General features: G+C 31.6%; 27 protein-coding genes. 6 read left to right on the forward strand and 21 right to left on the reverse strand.

Annotated elements, in window-relative coordinates:
• Positions 1-109 precede the first annotated feature (109 nt).
• On the forward strand, positions 110-2170 hold the full coding sequence (locus OD803_RS02475) for a tetratricopeptide repeat protein (protein WP_262732242.1): 2061 nt from the start codon (positions 110-112) through the stop codon (positions 2168-2170).
• 69 nt (positions 2171-2239) lie between these two features.
• Here the strand turns inward: OD803_RS02475 and OD803_RS02480 are convergent, their stop codons facing one another.
• From OD803_RS02480 to OD803_RS02550, 15 genes are all read right to left on the reverse strand, one after another.
• The gene (locus OD803_RS02480) at positions 2240-4696 is read right to left on the reverse strand and encodes a DUF4114 domain-containing protein (protein ID WP_262732243.1); all 2457 of its coding nucleotides are present in this window, start codon (positions 4694-4696) and stop codon (positions 2240-2242) included.
• 92 nt (positions 4697-4788) lie between these two features.
• Positions 4789-5505: a LytR/AlgR family response regulator transcription factor gene (locus OD803_RS02485; protein ID WP_262732244.1), complete on the reverse strand. Its 717-nt coding sequence runs from the start codon at positions 5503-5505 to the stop codon at positions 4789-4791.
• 9 nt (positions 5506-5514) lie between these two features.
• Positions 5515-5832 carry an Hpt domain-containing protein gene (locus OD803_RS02490; RefSeq protein ID WP_262732245.1) on the reverse strand — a complete coding sequence of 106 codons (318 nt, stop codon included), beginning with the start codon at positions 5830-5832 and terminating at the stop codon, positions 5515-5517.
• Positions 5819-6886 (reverse strand): sensor histidine kinase, encoded by a 1068-nt coding sequence (locus OD803_RS02495; RefSeq protein ID WP_262732246.1) that lies wholly within the window; start codon positions 6884-6886, stop codon positions 5819-5821. The genes OD803_RS02490 and OD803_RS02495 overlap by 14 nt, the downstream gene beginning before the upstream one ends.
• Positions 6886-8019: an FIST signal transduction protein gene (locus tag OD803_RS02500; protein ID WP_262732247.1), complete on the reverse strand. Its 1134-nt coding sequence runs from the start codon at positions 8017-8019 to the stop codon at positions 6886-6888. Before OD803_RS02500 ends, OD803_RS02495 begins: the two co-directional genes overlap by 1 nt.
• A gap of 1 nt (position 8020) precedes the next feature.
• Complete coding sequence (locus OD803_RS02505) at positions 8021-9613, reverse strand: sensor histidine kinase (RefSeq protein WP_262732248.1); 1593 nt, start codon at positions 9611-9613, stop codon at positions 8021-8023.
• On the reverse strand, positions 9610-10152 hold the full coding sequence (locus OD803_RS02510; RefSeq protein WP_131506134.1) for a heme NO-binding domain-containing protein: 543 nt from the start codon (positions 10150-10152) through the stop codon (positions 9610-9612). Before OD803_RS02510 ends, OD803_RS02505 begins: the two co-directional genes overlap by 4 nt.
• On the reverse strand, positions 10152-10562 hold the full coding sequence (locus OD803_RS02515) for a response regulator (protein WP_262732249.1): 411 nt from the start codon (positions 10560-10562) through the stop codon (positions 10152-10154). The genes OD803_RS02510 and OD803_RS02515 overlap by 1 nt, the downstream gene beginning before the upstream one ends.
• Positions 10563-10681: 119 nt before the next feature.
• Positions 10682-11044, reverse strand: coding sequence for an MmcQ/YjbR family DNA-binding protein (locus OD803_RS02520; RefSeq protein ID WP_131506136.1), 363 nt, complete (start codon positions 11042-11044; stop codon positions 10682-10684).
• A 4-nt stretch (positions 11045-11048) separates the two neighbouring features.
• Positions 11049-11447, reverse strand: a complete 399-nt coding sequence (locus OD803_RS02525; RefSeq protein ID WP_262732250.1) for a GNAT family N-acetyltransferase — start codon at positions 11445-11447, stop codon at positions 11049-11051.
• Complete coding sequence (locus OD803_RS02530; RefSeq protein WP_131506137.1) at positions 11447-12055, reverse strand: DUF4230 domain-containing protein; 609 nt, start codon at positions 12053-12055, stop codon at positions 11447-11449. Before OD803_RS02530 ends, OD803_RS02525 begins: the two co-directional genes overlap by 1 nt.
• A 15-nt stretch (positions 12056-12070) precedes the next feature.
• Positions 12071-12820, reverse strand: a complete 750-nt coding sequence (locus OD803_RS02535; RefSeq protein ID WP_262732251.1) for a cyclase family protein — start codon at positions 12818-12820, stop codon at positions 12071-12073.
• Positions 12821-13990, reverse strand: coding sequence for a radical SAM family heme chaperone HemW (gene hemW, locus OD803_RS02540; protein ID WP_262732252.1), 1170 nt, complete (start codon positions 13988-13990; stop codon positions 12821-12823).
• Between the two features lie 34 nt (positions 13991-14024).
• On the reverse strand, positions 14025-14627 hold the full coding sequence (gene ruvC / locus OD803_RS02545; protein ID WP_262732253.1) for a crossover junction endodeoxyribonuclease RuvC: 603 nt from the start codon (positions 14625-14627) through the stop codon (positions 14025-14027).
• Between the two features lie 3 nt (positions 14628-14630).
• Entirely contained in the window at positions 14631-15266 is a 636-nt protein-coding gene (locus tag OD803_RS02550; protein WP_262732254.1) for an outer membrane beta-barrel protein, read from the reverse strand.
• A gap of 24 nt (positions 15267-15290) precedes the next feature.
• Between OD803_RS02550 and OD803_RS02555 the strand changes: the two genes are divergently transcribed.
• The 4 genes from OD803_RS02555 to OD803_RS02570 are packed head-to-tail and all read left to right on the forward strand — an operon-like array spanning position 15291 to position 19031.
• Positions 15291-16256, forward strand: coding sequence for a lysylphosphatidylglycerol synthase domain-containing protein (locus tag OD803_RS02555; protein ID WP_269468202.1), 966 nt, complete (start codon positions 15291-15293; stop codon positions 16254-16256).
• Positions 16253-17377, forward strand: coding sequence for a glycosyltransferase (locus tag OD803_RS02560; protein WP_262732256.1), 1125 nt, complete (start codon positions 16253-16255; stop codon positions 17375-17377). Before OD803_RS02555 ends, OD803_RS02560 begins: the two co-directional genes overlap by 4 nt.
• A 52-nt stretch (positions 17378-17429) precedes the next feature.
• Positions 17430-18293, forward strand: a complete 864-nt coding sequence (locus OD803_RS02565; protein WP_262732257.1) for a hypothetical protein — start codon at positions 17430-17432, stop codon at positions 18291-18293.
• Complete coding sequence (locus tag OD803_RS02570) at positions 18294-19031, forward strand: Bax inhibitor-1/YccA family protein (RefSeq protein ID WP_262732258.1); 738 nt, start codon at positions 18294-18296, stop codon at positions 19029-19031.
• On the opposite strand, the gene OD803_RS02575 is transcribed toward OD803_RS02570, so the two are convergent.
• From OD803_RS02575 to OD803_RS02590, 4 genes are read right to left on the reverse strand one after another with little or no spacing between them, the layout of a single operon-like run.
• The gene (locus OD803_RS02575; protein ID WP_134198532.1) at positions 19028-19504 is read right to left on the reverse strand and encodes a hypothetical protein; all 477 of its coding nucleotides are present in this window, start codon (positions 19502-19504) and stop codon (positions 19028-19030) included. The genes OD803_RS02570 and OD803_RS02575 overlap by 4 nt on opposite strands.
• A gap of 41 nt (positions 19505-19545) precedes the next feature.
• Entirely contained in the window at positions 19546-20679 is a 1134-nt protein-coding gene (locus OD803_RS02580) for a tetratricopeptide repeat protein (protein WP_262732259.1), read from the reverse strand.
• Positions 20672-22963 (reverse strand): M56 family metallopeptidase, encoded by a 2292-nt coding sequence (locus tag OD803_RS02585; RefSeq protein ID WP_262732260.1) that lies wholly within the window; start codon positions 22961-22963, stop codon positions 20672-20674. Before OD803_RS02585 ends, OD803_RS02580 begins: the two co-directional genes overlap by 8 nt.
• Before the next feature lie 4 nt (positions 22964-22967).
• Complete coding sequence (locus OD803_RS02590) at positions 22968-23327, reverse strand: BlaI/MecI/CopY family transcriptional regulator (protein WP_129759487.1); 360 nt, start codon at positions 23325-23327, stop codon at positions 22968-22970.
• 144 nt (positions 23328-23471) lie between these two features.
• Between OD803_RS02590 and OD803_RS02595 the strand changes: the two genes are divergently transcribed.
• Positions 23472-23969 (forward strand): DUF456 domain-containing protein, encoded by a 498-nt coding sequence (locus OD803_RS02595; RefSeq protein WP_129759488.1) that lies wholly within the window; start codon positions 23472-23474, stop codon positions 23967-23969.
• Positions 23970-24205: 236 nt separating this feature from the next.
• On the opposite strand, the gene OD803_RS02600 is transcribed toward OD803_RS02595, so the two are convergent.
• Positions 24206-24874 (reverse strand): response regulator, encoded by a 669-nt coding sequence (locus OD803_RS02600; RefSeq protein WP_129759489.1) that lies wholly within the window; start codon positions 24872-24874, stop codon positions 24206-24208.
• 6 nt (positions 24875-24880) lie between these two features.
• Entirely contained in the window at positions 24881-26863 is a 1983-nt protein-coding gene (locus OD803_RS02605; protein WP_262732261.1) for a tetratricopeptide repeat-containing sensor histidine kinase, read from the reverse strand.
• Positions 26864-26928: the final 65 nt, after the last annotated feature.

A 26928-nucleotide genomic window follows, 5' to 3' on the forward strand; every position in this document is an offset into this window, starting at 1 on the left:
TATCTTTCAGAAAACACTGTAAAATGGTTGAATTTCGGTGAGTGGTCGATTGGTGTAGACGAATGATTAAATACGAATGCTTAACTTGCAATTAACTAAACGCTAAAACATGAAACTAAAACCTTTTGTTTTATTTATCTTTTTCATAAGTAGTATTGTTGCCTACTCGCAAAACATGCAAGAAGGGTTTACATATTTAGAAACAGGAAAGTACAATGAAGCCGAAGCTTTTTTTAAACATATTTTAAAAGAATATCCCAATAACAAAACAGCGCGTTTATGTTTTGGAAGAGCTGTTGGATTAAACGGAAACCCTGAACAAGCCAAAATTCTTTTTACCAACTTACTTGCCGATTATCCTACCGATTTTGAAGTAAAATTAAATTATGGTGAATCTTTACTTTGGAATAAAGAATTTAATCAAGCTAAAACCTACTTTAAAGATTTAATTAAAGAAGACCCTAAAAGTTTTCCTGCTTTGTTAAGTTATGCAAACACCTTGTCTAACTTAAAAGATTATGAAAATGCTTTAATTTATGTAGACAAAGCGCTTGAGGTTTCTAACAACAATCCGAATGCGCTAACTTCTAAAAAATACATGCATTTAGGCTATGCTTACCAAAATCAACAAGCACAAAACTATGATGTTGCTGAAACCATACTGAAAAAGAATTTAGAACTCTTTAAGGATGACAAAGACACACTTCTCAATTTAGCTAATCTGTACTTAATTGCTAACAAACTAGAAGATGCCGAAGCAACTTATACTATTTTATCTAAAAATCCTGAAAACAAAATTTTAGCATTGAATGGTTTGTCACTAGTTGCACACTTAAATGGAAAAGAAAAAAAGGCTTTAGCTTTAAGCTCTCAAGCCTATGAAAGTTTAGAGGCTTTATCTGATGAAAAAACAAAACAGCAAACTACTGAACGTTATATTCAGGCACTTATTTGGAATAAAAAATATAAGCCAGCAAACACACTTATTAATTCTATAATAGAAACAAACCCTAATGAGAATTGGATATTAGCACTTCGAGCGACACTTAATATTTATAGAAGCGATTTCAAAAAGAGTCTAGACGATTACAATCTCATTTTACAAAACGACAGCACGTCGTTTGATGGAAATTTAGGAAAAGCCAATGCATTAAAAGCTTTAGGCAAGTATGACGATGCTTACACATCTGCTGAAAACACTTTAAAATTCTACGACAAACAAAAGGACGCAACTAATTTTATAACAACACTTGATAATAATTTCACACCTTTTTACGAAGGAAAAGCGTCTTACTCTTTTGATAATGGCGACAACGAAGCTTTTGCATTTAGTAATAATTTAGAATTCCCTCTTTCAACAAAATTTAAAGTTTTAGGAAACTACAATTACAGAACCACCAATAATACTACCACCAATAATAAAGCAACTTCAAACGATTTCAGCCTAGGATTATCCTATCAATTAATACCAACTATTGCTTTTAAAGGTACTGCTGGTATAACATCGGCAAATGCTAGCTCAAGTGATTACACGCAATTACTAACTGATATTTCTTTCAACATTAAACCTTATAAATTACAAGATTTAACTATTGGCTACAAACGCGAAATACAAAGTTTTAATGCCGAATTATTAGATAGAGAAATTGTTCAAAATAACTTTTATGCTAATTATAACGTAAGCACAAATTTTAATTTAGGATGGTTTACTCAATATTTTTACACAAGTCAAAATGACAATAACACTAGAAATCTTCTTTTCACATCTTTGTATTATAACATCTTACCCAAACCATCACTTAAAGCTGGTTTAAACTACCAATACATTACATTTAAAGACCAAGTGCCTACAGTTTATTTTTCTCCTGAAAAGTTTAACGCAGGAGAAGTATTTGTAAACATCATTAAAGATGAAGCTATTACAAAGCCTAAAGAATGGTTTTATGAACTTACTGCTGCAACAGGTTTACAGTTTATAGAAAACAACAAAAGCCAAAGTACCTATAGAGTACAAGGTAAGTTAGGTTATAGTTTTTCTGATCGTTGTTTGGCAAATATATTTGGAACACGAAGTAATATTGCATCAACAACTGCTGCTGGTTTTACTTTTACCGAAATAGGCATACGTTTTAAATGGTTACTTTTTGATAAACCGTTGTTTAGAGACTAAATGTTATATAAATGAAAAGGCAAAAAACTTTCGTCTTTTGCCTAATCTACTTGCTATTAATCAGGGTCACTACTTGATAAGCAGCTTCAAAGTGTCATAGGTTTGTGTTTTGCTTATTACTTTACAGAAATACAAACCTGAGCTTAAGTTGTTTCTATTTATGTTAATTACATTTTTTCCTTGTGAAACATTACTATTCATATAATATACTTGCTTACCTAACTGGTTGTACATTACAAATTGCACAGTCTCATTTTGATTAGCCATAAACTGAATAGATGTGTTTACAGTCATTGGATTTGGTATAGCAGTTACAGTATTGTTTAAAGTTTCCTCTTCATATGTATCTAAGTCTAATGTTTCTGCCTCTTGTCTAAATTCTAGTCCATTAACTCCAATACTGAAAGGTGCATAACTTGCATAATCTCCTATTACCGAAAACACTATTGTTTTCACATCATTTATAGTAGCTGAAACGCCATTACCATCTACAAAATCAGAAAAAGAAATTGTATAAGTTGTTTCGTTTTGATTTTCTGGAATAGTGTATCTAAATCTATTATTCCAATCTTGCAGGTTTTCTTGCATTAATACAATTTCTATTGGCATATTGTTAGTTATATTGAATTTTAATGCTGAATACTCGGTTACATCTAGTGTTTGATCTCCTGGTAACACGTGTCTGAATAAGTTTACATTACCCTTTACTTGACCTGAAACCATAGGTTGCCTTTCAACTTCATAAGCGTCATCAGTATAATCTATTGCTTGATTGTCTACAAAAAATGTATCTACTGTTGCATACTCTTCAAGATAGTCAACTCCCCAAGGTCCATCAGCTAGGTATAACGCGTCTTGTTGTGTTGATGCACTTGTAGTTAAAGAGAACCCAATATCAAATAAACTTCCTGTTTGTATAGAAACCGAATCATTCCAATCTCCATTTAAGCTTACTGCTTGTGTCATATTTGTTCTATCAGACACTTCTGTTGCTGCAATACTACCATTGAATGTAAATGATGATGCACTAACTTTGTTAATGATATTTAAGTGTAAAGCACCATTACTATAATATCCTGAACTCACAAATACTGGAGGAACTACATCGCTTAAAGTTTCACTATTTAAAGGCTTTTCAGCAGTTAAAGTATCAATAATATGATTTCCAATTGAAAACACTTGTGAGAATGAACTACCCCAAATTTGGAAGTTATAATAATCGCCTTCTGGGTATTGTGCTATATTCCAAAAACTATATAATTCATTAGCTGCATCACCTAACTTTACTGAAAAACTTAAAGTAAACTCTGTTTCTCCTGTAACTCTTTTTATTTTTGAACTTATAATTTGATGACCTCTTACAGTTACGGTTCTAACATCTTCTAGAGATGAACTATTTAATCTATCACAAATTACCTTTGAGTGGTCATAAATACTACCTTCTGTTGCTGTTGCTAAAACTGCTGAAACTCTAGTTTCTTCTTTATAAAAATCTACTGAAAATATTTCTGATGCGTTTGTTACACTTAGTAAATCTTCTGGACTAGATACATAAGCAGTTTCTGTTCCGTACATACCTGTTTCAGGTAAATAAGACTCTAATGTTGGTGTGTTTGTACTTGATCTGTATTGTATTTGTTGCTTAATAAATGGTGCTTGTTGCACTTTTCTATTTTGAACTTGACCTGTTTTAGTTCTTTTAAAGTTTCTTTTAGCAATTAAACCTGCTAAATTACCATTACTTTCAAGTCCGCCATCATTAGCTGAAGACACATCAGTTGCACTTGAAACATCAGCATAATTTGTTGTTCTTAATGCCTCATATGGATTTGCTGACACATAAAAAATAGCATCGTTAAAATCGTTATCACAAGAGCTATAATCTCTTCTTATATCTTCAAAACCAAGAATGATACGCTCATTATTTGGATCGTTTAGTAACACATTATGGTGTCTTAAATTTTCATGAGCTTCAGGGTTATAATCTGGATTTGAAAATAATTGCCATAAACCATTTCCAACAGAACTACTACTAGAGCTCCAAGCATTTGCCAACAACACCCAACCAATTCCTGTTCCTGGTTGAAATGTTCCTATTTTCACTTTATCTCCTACTACTAATCCGCCACCACTACCTAGTGCTGATACATTAGGAAAAATAATAGTAATGTCTTCTGGTTGAGGCGCAGTAGCTGGTGGATTGTTTACATCATATGTATAAAAACCTAAAACATTTTTATAACCTGCACCTTCGCTAACAAATGTTACCCAAACGTCTGCTAAATCATCAATAATTAAATCGGTATCATATCCTGATGAAATGTAATGTGGATTGTAATCTGGCACAGGATAACTTTCAGGTAAAGAACTGCTAATCATTTCTAATGTAGCAACATCAACGGTGTCTCCTATAGGCTCTAAATAATCTGGAACTCCATTTGCGCTGTAAGATCCTAAATATTGATAGTTTTGAGCGTTGATTGTAGCACTCAAACATAAGCATAATAATAGTAGTAGTTTTTTCATGATATAATAGATTTATACCACAAAACTATACTGTTGTTAAGGTGTAATGATTATTTTTCGACGAGTAAAAATTTACTGTAGACGAATGGAATTTAAAGCAAGTTAAGACGTTTCATTAATTCTGGCCTATTAGAACGGCTTACCGGAATTACATCTTTTTTAATAAGTACGCTATTATCTTCTATATCAATAATTTTATCAACGTTAATGATATAGGAACGATGTATTTTCAAGAACAAATCGTTAGGCAGTTTCTCTTCAATTTTTTTTAAGGTAGAATGTACTGTGTAGTTTTTATCTTCGGTTTTTACATTAATGTAATCGCCTTTGGCTTCAACCAAATATATGCTTGGAATATCAATCTTAATCAAACGTCTGTCAATATTTACATACAAGTCGTTGCCTGAAGTTGTTTCTACTTTTTCTGTATCAGCATCAGACTTTTTAGGTGCTGTACTTGCTACGCTTTCAGCTTTTAAAATGGCTTTTTGAAAACGTTCAGGAGTAATAGGTTTAACTAAATAATCAACAATACAATCATACTCAAAAGCTTCAATAGCAAATTTTGGATCAGAAGTGGTAAGTATTATTTTTGGAGGATTTTTTAGAGTTTGAATAAAATCAAAACCTGTAAAATCAGGCATATGAATATCTAAAAAAATCAAATCGACTTCGTTTTGATTTAAATATTTTATGGCTTGTATAGCATTAGGAAATTCTTCTAGAACGTTTAAACTAGAAATATTACTACATAACTGCGAAATGATAGCTCGTGCAGTAGCTTCGTCGTCAATAATTATACAATTCATAAAATTAGGTTATAGTGTCTCTAAAAACTCTGTCATGATTTGTAAGATAGATTCAAAATCTTCTTTACCTGTTGTGCTACTTTCTACAAGGTTATGCTCATAGGTAACAGCAACATCATAACTTTTTTCAAGTCCTAAAATACTAATTTTATGTTTAAGTTTATGAACGTTTTCGGCAGCCTCCTTAAAATTATTAGCGTTTATGTTATTAAAATAAATGCGCTTTTCTTCAGGAAACTCTGTTTTTATAATATCTATTAGCTTTTGCTCAAAGGCTTTGTCTCCTCCTGACATACTTGCTATGTAAGATAAATTAGGCTGCTCCATCTAGTTGTTTTTTTAAGGTAAAAAAGAATGTGGTTCCTTCATTAAGTTTAGAGGTTAACCAAATTTCACCTCCATAAATTTCTACAATCTTTTTTACTATTGACAATCCTATTCCTGTTGAGTCCACACTGTTTTCAAGTTTTTCAAAAGTGTTAAATATCTTATCATGATATTGCTCATCAATACCTATACCATTATCCTTGATATAAAACTCCCAGTGTTCGCCTTTATCTAAAGCACCTAATTCCACAAAACCATTTTCTTTGTCGTTATACTTAATAGCATTATCAATAAGGTTTTGAAATAATTGAATCAATCTACTTTTGTCTCCATAAATCTGTGGTAAATGGTTTACTTTAACCTTGAAATTTCCAGGTAAATGCATAACCGAAACCAACTCGTTTACTAGATTTTTTAAATCTACATCATAAAACTCTACTTCACTTTTTGAAATGGTTGAGTATTGTAAAATTCCATTGATAAGCGTGTCCATTTTTTCAACATTGGCTCTTACCAAGTTAAGTTGAGAATTACAATGAGCGTCTAGTTTGTCTTTATTATCTTCTATTAACCAAGACACAAGTGTATCAATACTGCGAAGAGGAGATTTTAAATCATGAGATACCATATGTGCATAATCACTAAGTTCTTGGTTTTGGTGCTCTAACTCTTTTAATAATTTTTCTCGCTGCTTATTAATTTCTAAAATTTCTCTTGCTTGATTATCAATAAAATCGACAAGTTTTAGTTCATTTAAATCATTATTAGTTTCACTCTCACTAGAAGTATTATCTACAAGACCTTTAAACGTTTTTGTAACTCGCTTAAGCTTGTCTATAATCTTTTTTTGAGATTCAGCTTCTTCCCTTAGTTTTTGATTAGCTTCAAACAGTTCATCAGAGCTAATGGTCATTGCACGCTGTTGCATATTAAACTGCTCATCAAAGTTGGTGTATGACCTATCAACAGCATCTAAAAACTGTTCTATTTTTTCATCTGAGGCTAATTCTTCAGTTAAGTATTTTCTTATTTGACGTTTTAGTAATGAATTCATTATTCGCTTATTAGCGTTATAGTCATGGTTTGATTATGTAATTGACAGTTAATTTCAAGATTAAAAGGCGCTATTTCTCCATAAGAGTAAAAACCACAAATTGTTGTATCGTTTCCAACTATTGAAACTACTTCTTCAATCTCTTCTTCAACACGTTGGTCCAATACAAGTTTTCTACCAATACAACTAACTAGTAATGCTAATTGAGGTTTTGTTTTTCGTTTTTCAATTGCTTGTTTAGCAGCCAATTCTGATGCATTTGCAATATTATCTACATTAGTCATCATTAATTGCACTCTAGAATTCTCAGGGATATCACCTGCTAAAACCATAGCGTTAGTTTCTTCATCAATATTTAAAATAGTACGCACATAAGACTGCTTTTCGTTGGCAGACAACACATTAAGCGGATACAACAATGCTGCTGCTGGTAACTCTTTAGATTTTTCACCTAAATACTTTTTATACAAATCTAAAGCTGGTTGACCATCTAGCTCAAACAACACATTAGACTCTGACGAAGTTACTATACGTTCTGGTCCAAAAGGTGTCCAACCTCCATGAATTGCAAATGAAGCTTCAAAAGTTTCGCCATAAAAACCAATAGCAATTATTTCTCCTTGCTTAGGGTTTTCATTGTATGCTGCTAGTGTTTTTTCAAAACGTGCAGCATCACCACATAAACCTCCTGTAACAAGCAACTCATTATCACTTGCTGCATTCATACCTTTAGTAAGCTGGCTTCCGTTTATAAAACTACCTTCTGAAATTACGAAAACGTGTTTTAATCCTTCTTGGTCGAACTGATTTACCAAATCTTGTCCTGTTTTAAAACTGTCTAAATCTGAATTTAATACGTTACTCCTTTTTATTTGAAATGTACTTCTTTCAAACTCAATTGCTGTTACAGTTATGCTATCATCTGAAACAAATTGAGAAGTTATATCTCCACTGGTTGAACCAAATACAAGATGACCATCTGGGAATTTTTGACGAAGCTCATCATAAATCCCTTCATCTTCTAATAAAAATCTATTACCAAACACTAAAACCAAAGGTTGCTTTAATGTTATATCATTTGAAAGGTATTCCCATCCTTGGTCTTGTTGTTTTCTTAACTGTACTGTTTTCATATTATTTTTTTAATGTGAAATAAAATATGGTTCCTTTTTTGGGCTCACTTTCTAACCATATTTCACCTTCGTGTAAATTGACAATCTTTTTTACAATAGATAAGCCAACACCTGTTGAGTCTTTACTTTTGTTTAACGAATGAAAGATTTTAAAAATTTTATCGTGATATTGTTTTTCAATTCCTATACCATTATCAGACACTGAAAACTGATAAAATTCTCCTACGTCTTTAACATTAATATGAATTTCTCCTTTTGGTTTATCAATGAACTTTACAGCATTGCTAATTAAGTTTTGAAACAATTGCTGCAGTTTTACTTTATCTCCTTTTACAACAGGTAACTTATTAGCCACAGAAATATTTATATGTTTTGGAACATATAGTATTTGACACAGCTCATTAACAACTTCACTTAAATTTACATCAATTTTTTCTTTATCATTTGAACCAATACTAGAATATTCTAAAATATCAGAAATGAGTTGTTCCATTTTTTCCAAAGTGGTTTCAATATGACTTATATTTTGAAGACTTGCCTCATCAAGCTTATCTTTATTATCTTCTTTAATCCATTGCATTAAAGCATCAATACTTCTTAGAGGAGATTTTAAATCGTGAGATACTATGTGAGCATACTCTTGAAGCTCATTGTTACTTTTTTCTAATTTAGATAAAAGGTTTTCCTTTTGTAATTGTAAGCTTTTTAGGTCAGTAATATCTAGATGAATTCCTATTGAACCAATGACATCTCCATTTATATCATAATTTGGAGCTCCACTAATTAACCAATGCCTTATATTGCCTTGTTTAGTTTTTACTTTTATTTCGTATGAGTTCGATTCTCCTTTTAAACGCTTCATGTTTTCCTCTGCTATTACATCAGTCCCACCTTCAACAGGAAAAATAAGTCCTCCTTTTTTACCTTTTAGTTCTTCTTCAGTATACCCAGACATTTCAGAAAAACTCTGGTTAATCATTTGAATTTCATCATCATTATTCACCTCCACAAGACCTAAATTCATGTTAGCAATAATGCTACTATACTTTTGTTTTTCGGCTTCAATAGCTGATCTATACTTATTTTCCAAAGTAATGTCTCTTACTATTCCTTGAGCTGCTACAGGTTTATTGTCATCATTTAAAATAATACTTGCGTTGATTTGAACTAGCTTTTGTTCTCCATTTTTAGTGTTCAGTTTTATTTGAAAGTTTGTAATTGAACCTTCAGTAATTAAAGCTTCAAAACTATTCATCACATTATCAACTTCTGATGGGTCTGCTAGTTCTAATAGGTTTAAATTGTCTTTTTCATTATTGAAACCTAGTAAATTTATTGCAGCATCATTCATTTTAATAACATTTCCCCATAGATCCATTACCACATAAGCATCAACAATGTTTTCAAAAACACCTTTAAGTTCTAGTGTTTTTTCTTTAACAAGCTTTTCGAGTTTTTTATTGGATTCTTGTAGTTTTTGGGTAGTATCATAGAGTTGAGCAGACTTTTGTTCTAAGATTTCTTCGGCTGCTTTTCGTGCAGCTTTTTCTCTTGCAAGTGCTCTTTTAAGAATCTCTATTTCTTCTTGACTCATTGTTTTTTATTAATGGTAAACCTTACTTCAGTACCTTCTTCATTAAGCTTTTCAAAATCAATTTCAGCTGGTACTTTAAACAGTTTAAAGGTTTCTAACATTAATCCTTTCCCTAGCATATACAACGCCTTATCAGACTTATAAACCATTACCATTTTGGTGTCGGTTTTTTCTTCTAATTCAAACGTAGGCAATTGTGCTTCAGGGTAAATTTTCTTGACCTCAACATGAATGTGATTTTCTATAGAAGCTAACAAATCCATTGGGTCTTTGTAGTGTTCAACTAAGTTTGGATGCGATTTTATTAGGGCTTTAAACAAATGTTCAGAATACACCATTAGTAAATCATCTACAGAGATGTCAGTGTTTTCACTTAAATGCGAAATAAGTTGAAGCATCTCTGAAAACTCATAGGTTCCAACTGCAGTGTAAACACCGTTTGACTCTAAATTTGATTGGTTTATGATTTTATCAACCATAACTAAACCAAATTTTTCTTCAACTAACTCTAAAAACTCTGTAAAAATTATTCCTTTCACTATGCTGTAATTAATTCGTTAATACTCCAATATGCTAATAATTTTTCAATTTTAGAAACATAATCTTCATATTTTAATGGTTTTAAAACATAGCCTGCAATTCCAATTTTGTAACACTCCAGTAAATCTCGTTGATTATTAGAGGTTGTAAGAATTATAGTAGGAATATATTTAAGTCTATCATCATTTTTAAGGATTTTTAAAAACTCAATACCGTTAATTTTAGGCATGTTAAGATCCAACAAAATGATATCAGGAAGATTATCTTTTTGCTCAAGAAGTTTTAAGGCTTCTTCACCATTATTAGCTTCTCTTATTTTATGATTTAGTTGAAGCGAGTTAGAAGCTCTATTAAGCTTCATTACTTCAATCATATCGTCTTCTATAAGTAAAACATTGAGGGTTTTCATGTCAAATAATTAATATTAATCTGCAAAATAAATTAATACTTAATATTTGTATCTTTTAATTCGTTTGAGGGTGATTAAGTGTCGACGAATGGAATTTAAGTGTCGACGAATGAAATTGACTAGTTTAACTGCTCTCTCATTTTTTTAGTCATTCCCTTAACTACCATATCATAAGAATGATCAATGAGTTCAAATAGAAATGCTGCAGAAATCTCACCAGAATTGAGCTCAACAGAGTTCCAATGCACTTTGCTCATATGGTATCCTGGATAAATACTATCGTACTCAGCTCTTAACTCTTGAGCATACTCAGGATCGCACTTTAAATTAATGAAGCGATTACCTGACTCCCATTTTTCAAGTCCTACCAAAGCAAACATTTTACCTAAAACCTTAAACACTAAGGTGTGTTCATCAAAAGGAAAATCTTCAGTGACGCCTTTCTTCTTTAAACAGTGATTACGTAGTTGGTCTATGTTCATAGTATTATAATAATCGTTCCATTACTCTTTCTGGTTGTTTTAATTCAGTATACCCAAACTGCTCATAGAGCTTATGAGCATCAAATGTTTTAAGCATAAAAACTTTACACGTTTGTAATTTAGGCTCTTCGTTAATGGCTTTCATTAGCTTTTTTGAATATCCATTTCCTCTATATTCAGGTAAAACAAACACATCCATTAAATAAGCAAAAACAGTATAATCTGTAGCTAATCTAGCAAACCCAATTTGCTTACCTTGTAAATATACTCCAAAACAAAAAGAGTGTTCTATTGATTGTTTTACCTCTTCTAAAGTTCTTCCTTTAGCCCAATATGTTGTGGTTAAAAACTGATGGATAACCTCAACTTGAAGTTTACTTTTTTGAGTTGAAATTTCAAACATTATGAAATTTGTTTAACGTTGTTGTCTTCAATTTTTAATGCAGAATAGTCTAACGACCAACCAATGGTTTGCACGATATTTTCAATTAATGAAATGGCCTCAAGCGCTTCTTGTTTTGCGACATTAAACAGTCCGCTTTCTGGTACTTTGTTCATAATATGAATTTTTGCTTCGTTGTGCAACTCAGTTAAATCAGAAGCTTCAAACTTATTGAACATACCATCTTTTTTATCGTAATAATTTAAATCGGTTTCAACACTTAGCACTTCAGGTTGCGGAAAATGATACAACTTTACGGTTTTTGTTTTAGTATCCGATTCCATTTTAATTTTTGATAAATCAAATCCAACATGTGCTTTGGCGTTGATAACCACGAGTGCTTTCTTTTTACTTGTAACCAGTTTTAGAAAGCGTTCTTTTACATCTTCGTAATGATAAATTTCGGCAAAATCACCTTCAACAGTAATAAACTTGCACACTTTTTTTATTTTATCTAAGAGTATAACCGATTGTGAATTTGTACGCTTTTTAATTTGAAATTGCTTTACTATAGTTACAATAGCCAAGGTTACCAAAATGCTAATAATGATTATAAAGAATGTTTCCATAATTACGTTCTGGTTTTAATCTAAAATTTCATACAAAACAGGCTTACTTGGTGTAGCATCATTTTCAAAAGGTGCTATTTGAAGGTTTAAAAAGTAAGTACCATCTACCACATTATTAGGCACAAAAATAAACTCGGTTATGGTTGCATCTAACCTTAGTTTTCCTGTGGTATTCCAAAATGCATTATGAGCCAACAGCTTACCTTCGTCCTTTTCTTTATCTACACTTGGCAAATCGATAAGTAAGTGCTTAACGCCTTTCTTTTTTAAATAATTAGCAGTCTCCTCAAGCAAATACGTTGGGTTTGTATTAGAATACTGCATTGACAGCTTTTCTTTGGTATTTGGTATGGTTCTTATGACTACTGCATCTCTTTTTTTGTTTCCTAATGCAAATTGCACTTGCTTTTTAGAAATCACAAAATCATCATTCAATTTTTCTGGCGCGACTGTTATAACTTCAGCTAAAAAAAAGAATTGATTAAGGTTTTGGTTTATAGAGTGTACTTTTTTTGTAATGTGTCCTACACACTCAGTATGTGTACCATGAGCATGCGGATTAAACTGAATGTTATTAAAATTAACAGGCGACCCTTTAGCTACACTAGCAATCCAATCTTCTATTTGAACAGGCTCAATTTTTGGTTCGTCAATATACCACGCATTTACATTTTGTTTTGAGGCTATCAACGGTATAGATATGTCAATTGGTTGTGAAAAATCTATTTTATATTTGTTTGAGTTGTATTGTATGCTTGCAATCATTTATGTGTTTATTTTAAATAAGTCTGAAGCGATGCCATCGCTTAAAAATTTTCCTTTTTTGGTGACTAACAATTTGTTTTCTTCAATATACAACAATTCATTTTTTAAATGGTTATCTGCTTGACTCAAAAGATAGCTTTTGTAGTCTTTACCAAAATCACGTTCAACTTTATCTAAAGACACTCCCCAAATAGTACGCAACCCAGTCATAACATACTCGTTGTATGCATCAGTTACTGTTAGGGTTTCGATTTCTATTGGTAGTTCGTGATTTAATATTGATTTAATGTATTTTGAATTGTTATTTATGTTCCAACCTCGAGTAGTTCCATCAAACGAATGTGCTGAAGGCCCTATACCTAAATAGGGTTTTCCTTGCCAATAAGCAGAATTATTTCTACTAAAGAAACCTTCTTTTCCAAAGTTTGAAAGTTCGTAATGCACAAACCCATTTTGGTTTAGCTTTTCAATTAATATATGAAACTGCTCATTAGCCAAATCATCGTCAACATTGGCTATAATACCTTTTTTTATGAAATGTTCCAAAGCTGTTTTAGGTTCTACGGTTAAAGCGTAGCTTGAAATATGAGGAATATTAAACCCTAATGCAGTGTCAATATTTTCAATCCAACGTTCATTGGTTGACCCTGGAATTCCATAAATTAAATCGATAGAAATATTATTAAAATATTGTGTTGCTTGCTCTAAACAGGTTTTAGCTTCATTGGCATTATGAGCACGATTCATTAGCTTTAAATCATCTTCAAAAAAAGACTGAACACCTATACTCAATCTATTTACAGAACTTTTTGACAATGCTTTTAAATACTCCGGATTTAAATCATCAGGATTTGCTTCTAGAGTAATTTCGGCAGTTTCAGAAACCTGATAATCTATCTTTATTAGGCTAATAAGCCATTCAATATCTTCAACTTTTAAAATGCTTGGAGTTCCTCCACCAAAATAAATGGTCTCTATTGTGGTATTTTTCATTTCGTTTTTACGCAAAATGAGTTCCATTTTAAGAGCAGACAACATTTTATCTTCTTGCTTTAACGATGTAGAAAAATGAAAATCGCAATAGTGACAAGCTTGCTTGCAAAATGGTATATGAATGTAGATTCCTCCAGCCCCTTCTAACTTCCCCAAAGGGGAAGAACTATTACTCAAATTTTTATTAATGACATCTTTCACTATACTGACTTCATCCTTTATTTTTTCTCAAGTCTACAATAGGGTTATTTTTTGCTCCTCCTTTGGAGGTTGGGAGACTATTCTGCTTCACAAAGCTTGCCCAACCAGAATAGCTTTTACCAACCTCTACTCTACCTTCGTTGTAAAAATGGCAAACTGCAGCTGCTAAACCATCGGTTGCATCTAGGTTTTTAGGTAACGTTTTTAAACCTAAAGTACTTTGTAACATTTTAGCTACTTGTTCTTTACTGGCATTACCATTTCCTGTAATTGCCATTTTAATTTTCTTTGGTGAATACTCAGTAATTGGTACTTCTCTCGATAAACCTGCAGCCATAGCAACACCTTGAGCTCTACCCAATTTTAACATACTTTGTACGTTCTTCCCAAAAAAAGGTGCTTCAATTGCAATTTCATCAGGATGATGGGTTTCAATTAGTTCAATGGTCCGTTCAAAAATGAGCTTCAGTTTTAAATAATGGTCGTCGTATTTTTTTAAATCCAATTCGTTCAACTGCAAAAACTGCATGGTCTTTCCAACAACTTTTATAAGCCCAAAGCCCATAATTGTTGTTCCAGGATCAATACCTAATATAATTTTTTCTTTACTCATGCATTAACAATATTGACAACCACTTAATGAAAAGGTTATACCAAAAGTTACCGTTAATAAATTTCCGTTAAAAGCACCATAACCTTCAGTAATTGGGTCAAAATCCTTTCCAAAACCTAAAATGTATGATACATCAGTGTAAAATGACATACGTCTGTTAAAAGCATAATGCACTTCCAAGCCTGCCATTGCATTTAAAAACGACACATCGTTTCCTGAATAATTACCAAGCGGTTTCACAAACGAATATCCAGGTCCTGCATGTGCTACAAGTCCCATTCGCTCTGGAAGAAACGTAAGGGTTTCGGATGGATCGTAGACCACTTGCAAATTAAGTCTTGTATAATTGGTTTTAAATTCTGGCGAATTATCTTCACTTGAAAATCGGTTAAAACCAAAATCAACCTTTGCTCCTAACTGCGATTTAAACATGTGTTGAATTCCTAAATTCACTGTCGGAAAATTTATAGGCTTACTCTCAAAATCAGCCACAAAACCTGACTGCGACGGATTGTTAAATCCGAGTGCCAATTGTGCTTTCCATTTGTTAGTATCTCGTTGCGCTGTAAGTGTTGCTGTAACAAACACCATAAACATACATACTAAGAGTGATTTTATATGTTTAAAATTTGAGGTCATAGTCTAATTGGTTTTATTTGTAATATGCTTCTAGGAACGCTTTCTTACAAAACTAAGCAATTCTTTGTTGTGCTTATTAAATTAAGCATAGTTGTTGGCGCATTTTATTTTATTTATAAAAAACTGACTGATAATGAGCATTTAGATTTCAACGATTTTACACGATTTTTATCCGAAAATGAGTCGTTTTCAGCAAAAAACATCACTTTTTTAATCATTTTAAGTGTTTTTAATTGGTTTTTTGAAATTGTAAAATGGAAAACTTTAGTCGATTCCATCAAAAAAATATCTTTTAAAAATGCACTTGAGCAAACCTTAGGTTCATTAACAGCATCATTAATTACACCTAACCGAATTGGTGAATATGGAGCTAAAGCAGCTTACTATACTAAATCTTTTAGAAATCGAATTGCACTATTAAACCTTGTTGGCAATATGATGCAAATGACAGTTACAGTACTTTTTGGTATTGCTGGTCTTATCTTTTTTAAATTAAACTACAACCTGGACATTAATTACCTTAAAGTATCAAGGTTCTTGTTTATTACACTTTTTGTAGTTGTGCTCTCCTTTTTTGGAGCTAAGCATAAAACATTCAAGATAAAAGGAAATACGCTACAAAAAATCATTCATTTTATCATCTATTTACCAAAAACTGTTTTAGCTAAAGGGTTTTTACTTTCTGTAATTAGGTACGCGATTTTCTCATTTCAGTTCTATTTTCTGCTCACTATTTTTGGAGTAAATGTACACTACAGTAATGCTATGATTGTAATTACAAGCATGTACCTATTAGCTTCTATTATTCCTTCTATTTTTATTTTTGATGTAGTGATAAAAGGTAGTGTTGCTGTGTATTTGTTTTCTATTGTTGGCGTAAATGAGCTTACTGTTTTATGCATTGTAACATTAATGTGGTTGTTGAATTTTGTCATTCCGAGTGTATTTGGAAGCTACTATGTCCTAAATTTTAACCTACCTAAAAGATGAGTTTAATAGCACTTATTATTGTGATCCTATATCTAGCTTTAATTGGAAGCCTGATTTTAGGCTTTGACAAAGTGATTGAATTTACTTTAAAAGATGTTACACCAGAAAACAGGTTTTCAATACTTATTCCTTTTAGAAATGAAGCTGAAAATTTACCTGCTTTACTACAGTCCATTTCAAAACTAAATTACCCAAAAGCACATTTTGAAATTATTTTTATTGATGACGATTCTGAAGACAATTCAGTAACACTCATTAATGCGTTTCAAAAAAAATCGAAGCTAAACATAAGCTTGATAAAAAACATTCGCAGTTCAAACTCTCCAAAAAAAGATGCTATTACATTAGCCATTTCACAAGCAAAATACTCTTGGATTATCACCACAGATGCTGATTGCGTTTTACCTACATATTGGCTTGATAGTTTTGATTGTTTTATACAAGAGCGTCAACCCGATTTTATTGTAGCTCCAGTAACGCTTAGCCATTGCAATACGTTTTTTAAACGCTTTCAATTACTTGAAATTTTAAGTCTGCAAGGAGCAACTATTGGTGGTTTTGGCATCAACAAACCATTTTTGAGTAATGGTGCTAACTTAGGTTTTAAAACAGATTTTTTCAATACTGTTAACGGTTATCAAGGCAACAACACCATTGCTAGTGGTGATGATATTTTTCTTTTAGAAAAAGCTATTAACCATCCTCAAACGCAAGTAAAGTATTTAAAATGCGATAAAGCTGTTGTAACTACAATACCTGAAAACAGTATAAAAAGCTTATTTGCACAACGCGTTCGTTGGGCAGCAAAAACAAGTAACTATCGTAATATTTTTGGGAAGCTTTCTGGATTAATCATTTTTACAATGAATGCTGCATTGCTTTGTTATTTACTATTTGCCATTTCAGGAGTTGTTTCATATAAAGTGTTGATTTATGTGTTTGTTATAAAATTTTGTATTGACTTTCTTCTCATTTTTAAAAGTGCTCGGTTTTTTAACCAAGAACATACTTTGTTCTCATATATTTTTGGCTGTTTTTTATATCCTTTTTTTAGTGTTTTTGTGGCCTTCACATCTGTTTTTAAAGGATATAAGTGGAAAGGAAGAGCATACCGAAAATGATGTTTTATCATTTATTTTTGTTAGATTTACTAAACTATAATCCTAAATCCTGATGAAAAAATTAGTCGCTATTCTCTGCATCTTGTTAAGTTATGCTTCAATGAGTGCTCAAGACACCTATACTGTAAATGGTGAAACCCTAGAGTTAAAGACCGAAATTGATGGAAACCTGGATTTACTTTGGACAACTGTTGATGGTAAATACCGTTATTTTGTAAGGACTCAAAACAACACCATCTTAGAGTTAAAAAACACCAAAGGTGACAATAACAAATACCAAGAAGAGTATAAAACCACGCTAGACAGTGTCATGGAAGATTATGGTTTATCTACTGATAAGGTAAAACTCACACTTGGCAGCCTTAAAGACTTTATTGATATGTACAACAGTACGTCTGACGTATCTTACCAAACGCAACTTAAAAAGAACAAACTCGAACTACGTTTAGGTGTTTTTGGCGGTATTACCAACAATCCATTTGTTCCAAACCCTGACAATTTAAAATCTCCTGTTTTTGGAACCGAACTAGAAGTGATTACTAATGTTGAAAAACCTATACACTCTGGGTTTTTACAACTTAGACAAGTTCTTAAAAACAATGATTTAGAATACACCTCAACCGAGTTTTCTTTAGGCTACAGATGGAGAGCTATTAATATTTCAAACTTAAGTATTTATGGCAATGTGAAATTTGCAACACTCAACTTTAGTAAAGTAACTGTAGCAACCGAAGATGACGTTATTGAAGAAAGTGATACTTCTTTTAATGCGCCTTTTATTTTTGGACTAGGTGCCGATTACAAAGTGGGCAATGGTTATATTACATTTGGGTTTAATCAATTATTTGCTTTAGATTTAGACACTAACGACAATTTCCCAACTGATTTTACATTGGGTTACAAGTTTACGCTGTAAATGAAATTATCAAATTTTAAAACCTCTAACCCAGCCTTTACACCTTATTTTTGGGGCGACAACAAAAAGCCTGAAGCAAAAATGACTGTTTCAGGGATTTTTGTAAAATCCATGTTATCCATATTGGTTATTGCTACAGTTACAGCTGGAGTTTGGAAACTTCATGAAGATGGAATGGATGTAAGCTGGTTTACACTTGGTGGTATGATTGCTTCAATAATTGTAAGTGTAATGATTTCTTACAAGAACAATTGGGCACATATTTTAGTGCCTATTTACTCCATAACCAAAGGTTGTTTTTTAGGCGGTTTTTCGGCTTATGTAAGAGTTAAATTTCCTGAAATGCCTTATCAAGCTATTGGAGTTACCATTGTAACTTTTTTTGTAATGCTCGTCTTATACCAAACACGAATTATTGTAGTTACCAAACAACTTAGAAGTGTAATTATTACAGCTGCTGCAAGTATATTTTTGGTGTATATCATTTCGTTTATTTTAAGCTTTTTTGGTATCAAATCGTTTATTTGGGGAACTTCTTGGGTTGCCATTATTTTTAATGTAGTTGCAGCAATTGTAGCTTCGTTTTCATTATTGTTGGATTTTGATTTTATAGAACGTCATAAAAACAAAGCGCCAAAATATAAAGAATGGCTTGCTACTTGGGGACTTCTAGTGACTCTAGTTTGGTTGTATGTTGAAATTTTACGCTTAATGCGAAAGCTAGCAATTCGGTTTTAATTGATGCTAACTATTACAGGAAGATTAAATTGAGTCGTTACCTGTTGACTGCGTTTAATTGCTGGATATATTTTTGGCAACGAATCAAAACTATGAGTTAACAAACTATCCAACTCAGGAATTTGTTGACGTGTGACATCAGAACTTTTAATGTCTTCAATAGTGAATTGCCCTTTGCTATCAATTTTAATTTTTAAAATAACAGTATCATTAACGTCTTCAGAAACTACAATGTTATGCTTTGAAAGGTTTTCGTTTAGTATGTTTCGCAGTGTGGTTTCAAAGCAGTTTTTTTTATTTGCCTTACCAGAAGTGGTGTCGCACGATGCAAATGTAGGATACTCATCAACATCATTCCAGTTGAAGGTTTGCAACTCTTCCTGAAGAATTTCTTCTGTAGAAATCTTCTGTTTATCAAAATAGTCGCAAGACACCAACGTAAAAACACAAAAAATAAAGAATAAGTGCTTCATTAATATACTACTGAAGCCGAAAAGTACAATTTTTTTGGTATTTAATCTTCATTCATAAACTTTTCTTCTTTGAGCTCTTGTAACCGCATATTGGCTAGCTTTACATAAAAACTCTCAGGATATTGGGTTTTAAAATCTTCGTAGAGTTTAATTTTAGCATCAGTATCAGCATAATATTTATCTTTTGAAACAACCATATAAAACGCTGAATTGATATTGTCTGGATTTTCTTTTAAGGCAGTTTGAAAGTTTGCAATGGCTTCTTTATACTTTTGTTGACGGTTATAGATTGTACCCAATTTTTGATATTCATAATCCAATGGTACATCTTTTAACTTTAAGCATTGTAAAATATACTTTTCGGCATTTTCATAATCGTTTAAACGCTCATAATACGTTCCTATAAGAAACAATCCGTTAGAATCGTAAGGATTAAAGTTTAATGCAAGTTTTCGTTGCTCAATGGCTTCTTCATATTCTGAAAGTTCAGCATGAATAACACTTAATTTCACATGAATAAACTCTGATGATTCTCCAAGTTGCACTAATTTTTGAAACCAGATTTTTGAGTTTTTGTAATCGTCTTTGTTATAATAGTTTTGCGCTTTTAAGCTAATAAGACTTACATTGTTCTCATAGCTTTCCAAGCCTTTGTTTATAAAATATTCTGCTTGTTCATAAGCACGTTTTTTCACATAGGATCGTGCAATTTTATAAATGGCTTTTTGATGGGTTTGATCCAAATCATAAGCAGAACGAAACCTATTCATTGCAGTTGAATCGTTTAAAGCTTCGAGTGCTAAACCTAATTCATAATGATAATTTGGATTTTTATAATCTATATACACCAACTCATTAAATTGAGTTGAAGCTTCTTTAAACTTCTTGGTTTTTGAAAGTAATTTGGCGTATTCGTATTTTACAAGTGCATCATCAGGATTTGCCTCTAAACTTTTTTGGTAATACTCTAAAGCAGCGTCATAATTTCCTATTGCAATGTAAGCTTTTGCAATTTTATCAAACACCTCCTCAGTTTTACTCAGTGTTTTGTATTGCTCAATAGCTTTACTATAGTTACCGTTTAAGTACAAACTATCTGCATGCTGTAAAACCGAAGTTTGAGCTTCGGTTTTTAATGCTATTAATACTATTAGGATTAAAAGTACTTTATTCATTGACTTGAAATAGTATTGGTAAGCTATAGGCAACTTTTACAACTTTTCCGTTTTGCTTTCCAGGAATAAATGTTGGCAATGTTTTTATAGCACGTATTGCTTCTTCTTCCAATGCAGGAAGCGACGCTCTAGCTTTTACCTCTTTAACAGTACCATCTTTATCTATTTTAAAAATGACATTGATACGCTGTTGTCCTTTAAGTCCTTTTTCCTTTGCAACATTTATGTTGAAGTTTTCATTGACATGCTTAGCGACATTATTACTTATGCATTTTTTCTTTTCATCTTGTGTTGCTAAATTTTCACAAGACGCTAACATAGGAATCTCATCAACCACTGCAAATGGCACTTCATCAGCATTCTTAAATTGTTCTTTTAACTCCTTGATATACTCTTTTTGGTCTTGAGTACTATTTACTTCATTTTGATTATCATTATCTGACACTTGAAATAAAATTGGCAAACTATAAGGCACTACTACAGTTTTTCCTTTTTGCTTTCCTGATATAAACGTTGGCAATGTTTTTATAACACGCTTTGCTTCTTCTTCTAAAGCTGGATGTGGTGCTCTTGCTGCAACATCTTTTACAGTACCATCTTTATCTATTTTAAAAATAACATTGATACGCTGTCTTCCTGTAAGTCCTTTTTCCTTTGCAATATTTGTGTTGAAATTTTTATTGACATGCTCAGCAATATTGTCGCTCATGCACTTTCTCTTCTCCTCTCGAGTTGATAAAGTCTCACAAAAAGTAAATGTAGGCGCTTCATCAATAACAGCAAATGGTACTTCAATGGTTTCTTCAACATGCTCAACTATAACCTCATCATTTTCATTACCTGGGTTTGGTGCTTTTTTGCCATCAATATCATTTACTTGCATTTTTAATATTGTGTTTTTTGTAACAATCATTAACGTATTGAAGTAGTCGTCATTTTGAATCATTTTCATTTTTTGATCATAACGTTGTTGCTCAGCAGCTGTCATGTTTTTAAAGTCATCAACTACCAATCGTAAAATGCCATCTTTGGTGTTACTTTCCCAGCTTAACTTAGCCTCATCAGTCTTCTTATATTCTAAATAATCTTCATAAGTTTTATGTTTAGGAAAGCTTTTTTCACTTCTTTCAAGATCTTCTTGAGTCAAACTTCCGTCTTTTTGTTTACCCTCAATTTCCTTATCTGCTAAAAATTTATAAAATGCCCCAAACTTTGCATACTCTTCTCTAGTAAGAATATATTTATCAGTTTTAGGCATATATTCTTTAAATATTTCAGCAGAATTACCACTAGAAGCATCCAACTCTTCCAACTCATCATAATACTTTTGAAGCAATTCATCATCAGTCATATCTTGCGTAGATGTATCTTCATGAGTGGTTTTAGTTGTTGACTTTGGGTCTTGTGAATATGATGATGTGTACATAAGCATTCCAAATACCATTGGCAGTAATAATGTATACTTGAATAAATGGATTTGTTTTGATTTTGATTTACTTAACATGACTATTCGTTTTTTGATTAATGCTTGTTTAAAAAATGGGTTTATGAAAGAAATGTTTTTGGTCTCGAAAACCTGAGCCAATAAATTTTCATAGTATTCCTTTTTATCGTGATGTTTTAGTGCTTTATAATCTGCAATGAACTCGTGCAACTCAACTATTCTAGCTTGATACATATACACCAATGGGTTAAACCAAAACGCAATCCTCAGTGCTTCAAAAAACAACAAATCGACAGTATGCTTTTCCTGAACATGAACAAGCTCATGCTGTAGAATGGCTTTTTGTTCTTTTGACTGTATTTTTTCACCTAAAAACACATAATTAAAAAACGAAAATGCCGCATTACTATTCAATAAATTAACGATTAGCAAATTGCCTTTCCAACGTTTTGGGTTTTTGTAAAATAGAACCAGAAGTTTAATCAACTTAACCATAAACAGTATAGCTGCAATACACATTCCTGCATATAGTAGCATACTCCAAGACCAAGTAAAAACGGGTTCAACCATTTGTTGTGGTTGAGCAATAAAAACATCAATTACAGATTGTTTTTCATCGACCTTACCTATAATAATTTCAGGCAATTGAATAACAAACTGCTCTGGAACAATGGCTTTTATACTTTTAAATTTAATAAATGGTAATACCACTGAAAGTATCGCAGTCGATAACAAGTAAAACCTGTTCCAATTAAAAAAAGTTTCCTTTTTTAAAAACACATCGTAGATGAGCAAAAAGAATAATTGAAACGCTATAGTTTGTAATACATAATGTAACATAATACTATTCTTTTTTATTGATTTCTTTTAGTACAGCTTCCAAGTCTTTTAGGTTAATGTCATTTTTCTTCACAAAAAAAGACACCATGCTTTTAAAAGAGCCTTGAAAATAATTATCCACCAATGTATTTATGGTCTGGTTACTATAATCTTGCTTTTTAACCACTGGAAAATACACATGACCTTTACCTTGTTTTTCATAATCAACAAAGCCCTTACTTTCCAAAATTCTCACAATAGTTGATACAGTATTGTAAGCTGGTTTGGGCTCTGGTAACTCATCTATAATATGTTTTACATTGGCCTTTTTAAGTTGCCATAAAACTTGCATGATTTCTTCTTCTGCCTTGGTAAGTTGCTTCATGATGCTTATTTTTAATTTAAAACTCTGAACAAAAGAGCTTAACAAATATAACTAAATTTTTAGTTTAAACTAATTTTTTAGTTACAAATGTAACAAATGACTATTTTCATCGTCACATAATTGTATAAACTCTAAATAGATTTAATGGATATATTTTTATTGATAATTAGTGGCTTATTAATGCTTCTTGGAATACTTGGTAGCTTTTTACCTGTTTTACCAGGTCCATTAACCAGTTGGGTTGGGCTTTTAGTTTTACATCTTACTGATGCACTACCAATGAACTGGACATTTTTGATCATAACATTAATTGTAGCTATTGCCATTTGGTTGTTAGACTATGTAATTCCAGCTATGGGAACCAAACGTTTTGGAGGCAGTAAAGCAGGAATGATAGGTACAACTATTGGCCTTATAATAGGCTTAATATTTTTAGGACCTTTTGGAATAATTATAGGTCCGTTTTTTGGTGCTCTAATAGGTGAGCTTATTAATAAAAGTGAATTTGATAAAGCTGTGAAAGCTGCTTTTGGATCTTTTTTAGGGTTTCTTGCTTCAACGTTTATGAAGTTTATTGTAGCAATGATTTTTACCGGATTCTTTATTTATAAAGTAATAAAATATTCTGACGGTTTTGTATAAATGAAAAAACCCAATAACCTAGTGGGTTATTGGGTAATTCTTTATTTGCTATTAATTCAACAAATTACTTAGAGGGATTAATTAATTTCGTTGACTATTACAAATGTATATAAGTAGAAGGTTTTAAATGTGCGGAAAAACCGCAAACTTGATGCGGAAAAACCGTACTTTCTAGCAATAACCTAGTGTTGCATAAGCTTAAGGAAGCTAAAAAAAATAAAGATTTAACGTAAAATTTACAAAAAGCCTTTTTTTCTGGCTTCTTCTAGCAAAGTTTCGTCTTTACCATCTTCAACAGAAAATAAAAGTTTCATTTGCTTTTTACGTTTTTCAATAGCACTCATTGATAAGTCTATGTACTCTTTTAAACTTCTTGTCTTTATGCCTTGAGATAATAAGTGAAGTATTTTTCTGTTGATGTCGTCAATATAAATATCACTAGTAATAGACTTCTTTAAATAGTTGTTTACTGTACTACTGTAATATGGAGGGTTGGATAGAATATGCTGAAATGCTTCAGCTAGTTCCATTGATGTTAAATCACTTTTTATTAAAAATCCATCAGGACTTACCTCTTTAATAATATTATGAATCCTGTACGACTCATTAAACATTGTTAAAATAATAATTTTTGCATTAGGTAATATGTCTCGAGCAATTTTTGCTAAATCTTCTCCTGATGTTATTGAACCATCAGAAGAACTGGGTAAACTAATGTCGAAAAAACAGACATCATAAGGCTTTTCTTTAGATGCTTTTTGAAGTAACTCGTTAGCTGTATCACAATTATTAGCTGTATCTATAACTAGTACCTGATCATCGTTTTTTGTAGCCATCAAAGTATTTTGATAACCTTCAATAATTATTGGATGATCATCTACCATTAAGATATTTATGTGTTGCATGATAATTTAACTTTTATAAGGAATGTCAATTAATACCGAAGTTCCTTTATTAATTTCTGAGTAAAACTTAACTGAGCCTTCTAGCTCGTTTACTCTAGAATTGATGTTTTTAAGACCAATTCCTTTCTTACTCTTATTTATTTCAAACCCTTTTCCGTCATCAATAATCGCTAATAAAATTACGTTATTTTTTAATTCAATACTAATTTTTACCTCATTAGCTTCGGCATGTTTATAAATATTTTGAAGTGTTTCTTGTATTATTCTATAGATGTTAATTTTGGTTTTATTAGGCACGAATTCCCAATTAATATCATCAGTATATTTAAAATCGTATTGCAATTGATACGCTTTGGTTTGCTTCTCAATTAATTCAGAAATAATATCCATAAACCCTGACCCTGAAACAAAATCGGTATTTAAATCGTGTGATACTTTTCTTATATCTTCTTCAATAGTTTTTAGTTCGCTTATATAATTTGCTCTACTTTTAATAACATCTTTACCTTCACTAAAATTTAAACTATCTAAACTCAACCTTGTCCCAAATAAACGACCTAAAATACCGTCGTGCAATTCTTCAGAAATACGTTTCTTTTCACTAGCTCTAGCTTCATCAACTTTATCTTGCTGCGATAACATAAGGTTGTAGATTTCCTCATTGGCTTGTTGCTGGTCTTGTTTAAACTTTAACTCTTTGTTTCTGGCTCTTTGGGTAATGATAATATAAATTAAAAGCGCAGTAAACAACAAACCTATTGACAGTATTGTAAGCCACAAACGCTCTCTAGAAATACGCTTATTTTCCTCTTCTAGTTTATCTGTTTCAAATTCAATTCTTGCAAATTTATTTCTGTTTTTTCGCTCGTTCAACAATAAGCTATCGCTTAGTTTTATGTATTGATTTAGATATGCTTTACCTTGCTCACCTTCATTTATTTTTGACAGTAGCTGCATAGATTCTAACCATATTTGATTAGAGTTAGTTTCGCCACCAATATCGTAAGCTTGTTTAGCATATACTAATGATGAATCTTTGTTTTTTTGCCCATAATAAAACTTAGCCAAATCAATACTAACAGCTAGTTTGGTGATTGGATCCTCGAGACTATCACTAATTTTATATGCAGTTTTCAGCATCTGCTCAATATTATCAATGTCGCTATGTTTTGCTTCATACTTAGTAAACGCTAAGTTTTCTAAAACCAAAGGGTAAAAGGTAGGATCTTCTTCATTATAGACTTCTTTATTTTCTAATACTGTATTATAGAGCTCTAACGCTTTAGTATGATTACCTAACTTTCTATAAACAAATGCCATATTATTTAGTGACAGCATTTGATCAATAAAACCAAACTCCATTTTCTTACCAATATCGTAAGCCATATTATGATACTCTAATGAAGCATTATAGAGTTCTAATTTTAAATTTATTACGCCCAATAAATTATATAGTATCCATTTTGTGCTTAAATAATTTTCAGTTTCAGGGAGTCTTTCTAAAATTTTAATAGCTTTAATTGAATTAGCTTCAGCACCAATATAATCTCTTTCAGTATCTTGAATATCTGCTAAGTTTACTAATGTTGTAACCTGTCTATCTAACTCTCCTATTTCGTCAAAAGTTTTAGCTGCTCTTGAATAATAATAGTAAGCGCTATCATTTTGAACCATATTGAAATGATGATACCAACCCAAGTTAAGACTAGCAATACCAATAACCAATGAGTCATTAATTTTCTTAGCCAGTTTTAAGTTGTTATGATTGAGTTTTCTATACTTCTCATATTCACCTCTATTCAAATATACACTCGACAAAGTCCTGTTTGAGTTGATTAAAACCGAATCTATTTTAGTTTTAGAAGATAATTCTACAGCGTTAAGTGCAAAAGCTAAACGTTCTTCTAATGAGAATTCAGCATCAGAAGATAAACTTCTTAACTTTTGGATACTATCAAGCCCTTTAACACTCTTTTCGTTTTGAGACAAAACAGCTTTGGTATTAAAAAAGAGAAAAATTAAAAGAGAGAGATAACGCAACAATGTATTTGGAT

This window comes from Gaetbulibacter sp. NE (assembly GCF_025548475.1).
Classification (GTDB): Bacteria; Bacteroidota; Bacteroidia; order Flavobacteriales; family Flavobacteriaceae; genus Gaetbulibacter_B; species Gaetbulibacter_B jejuensis.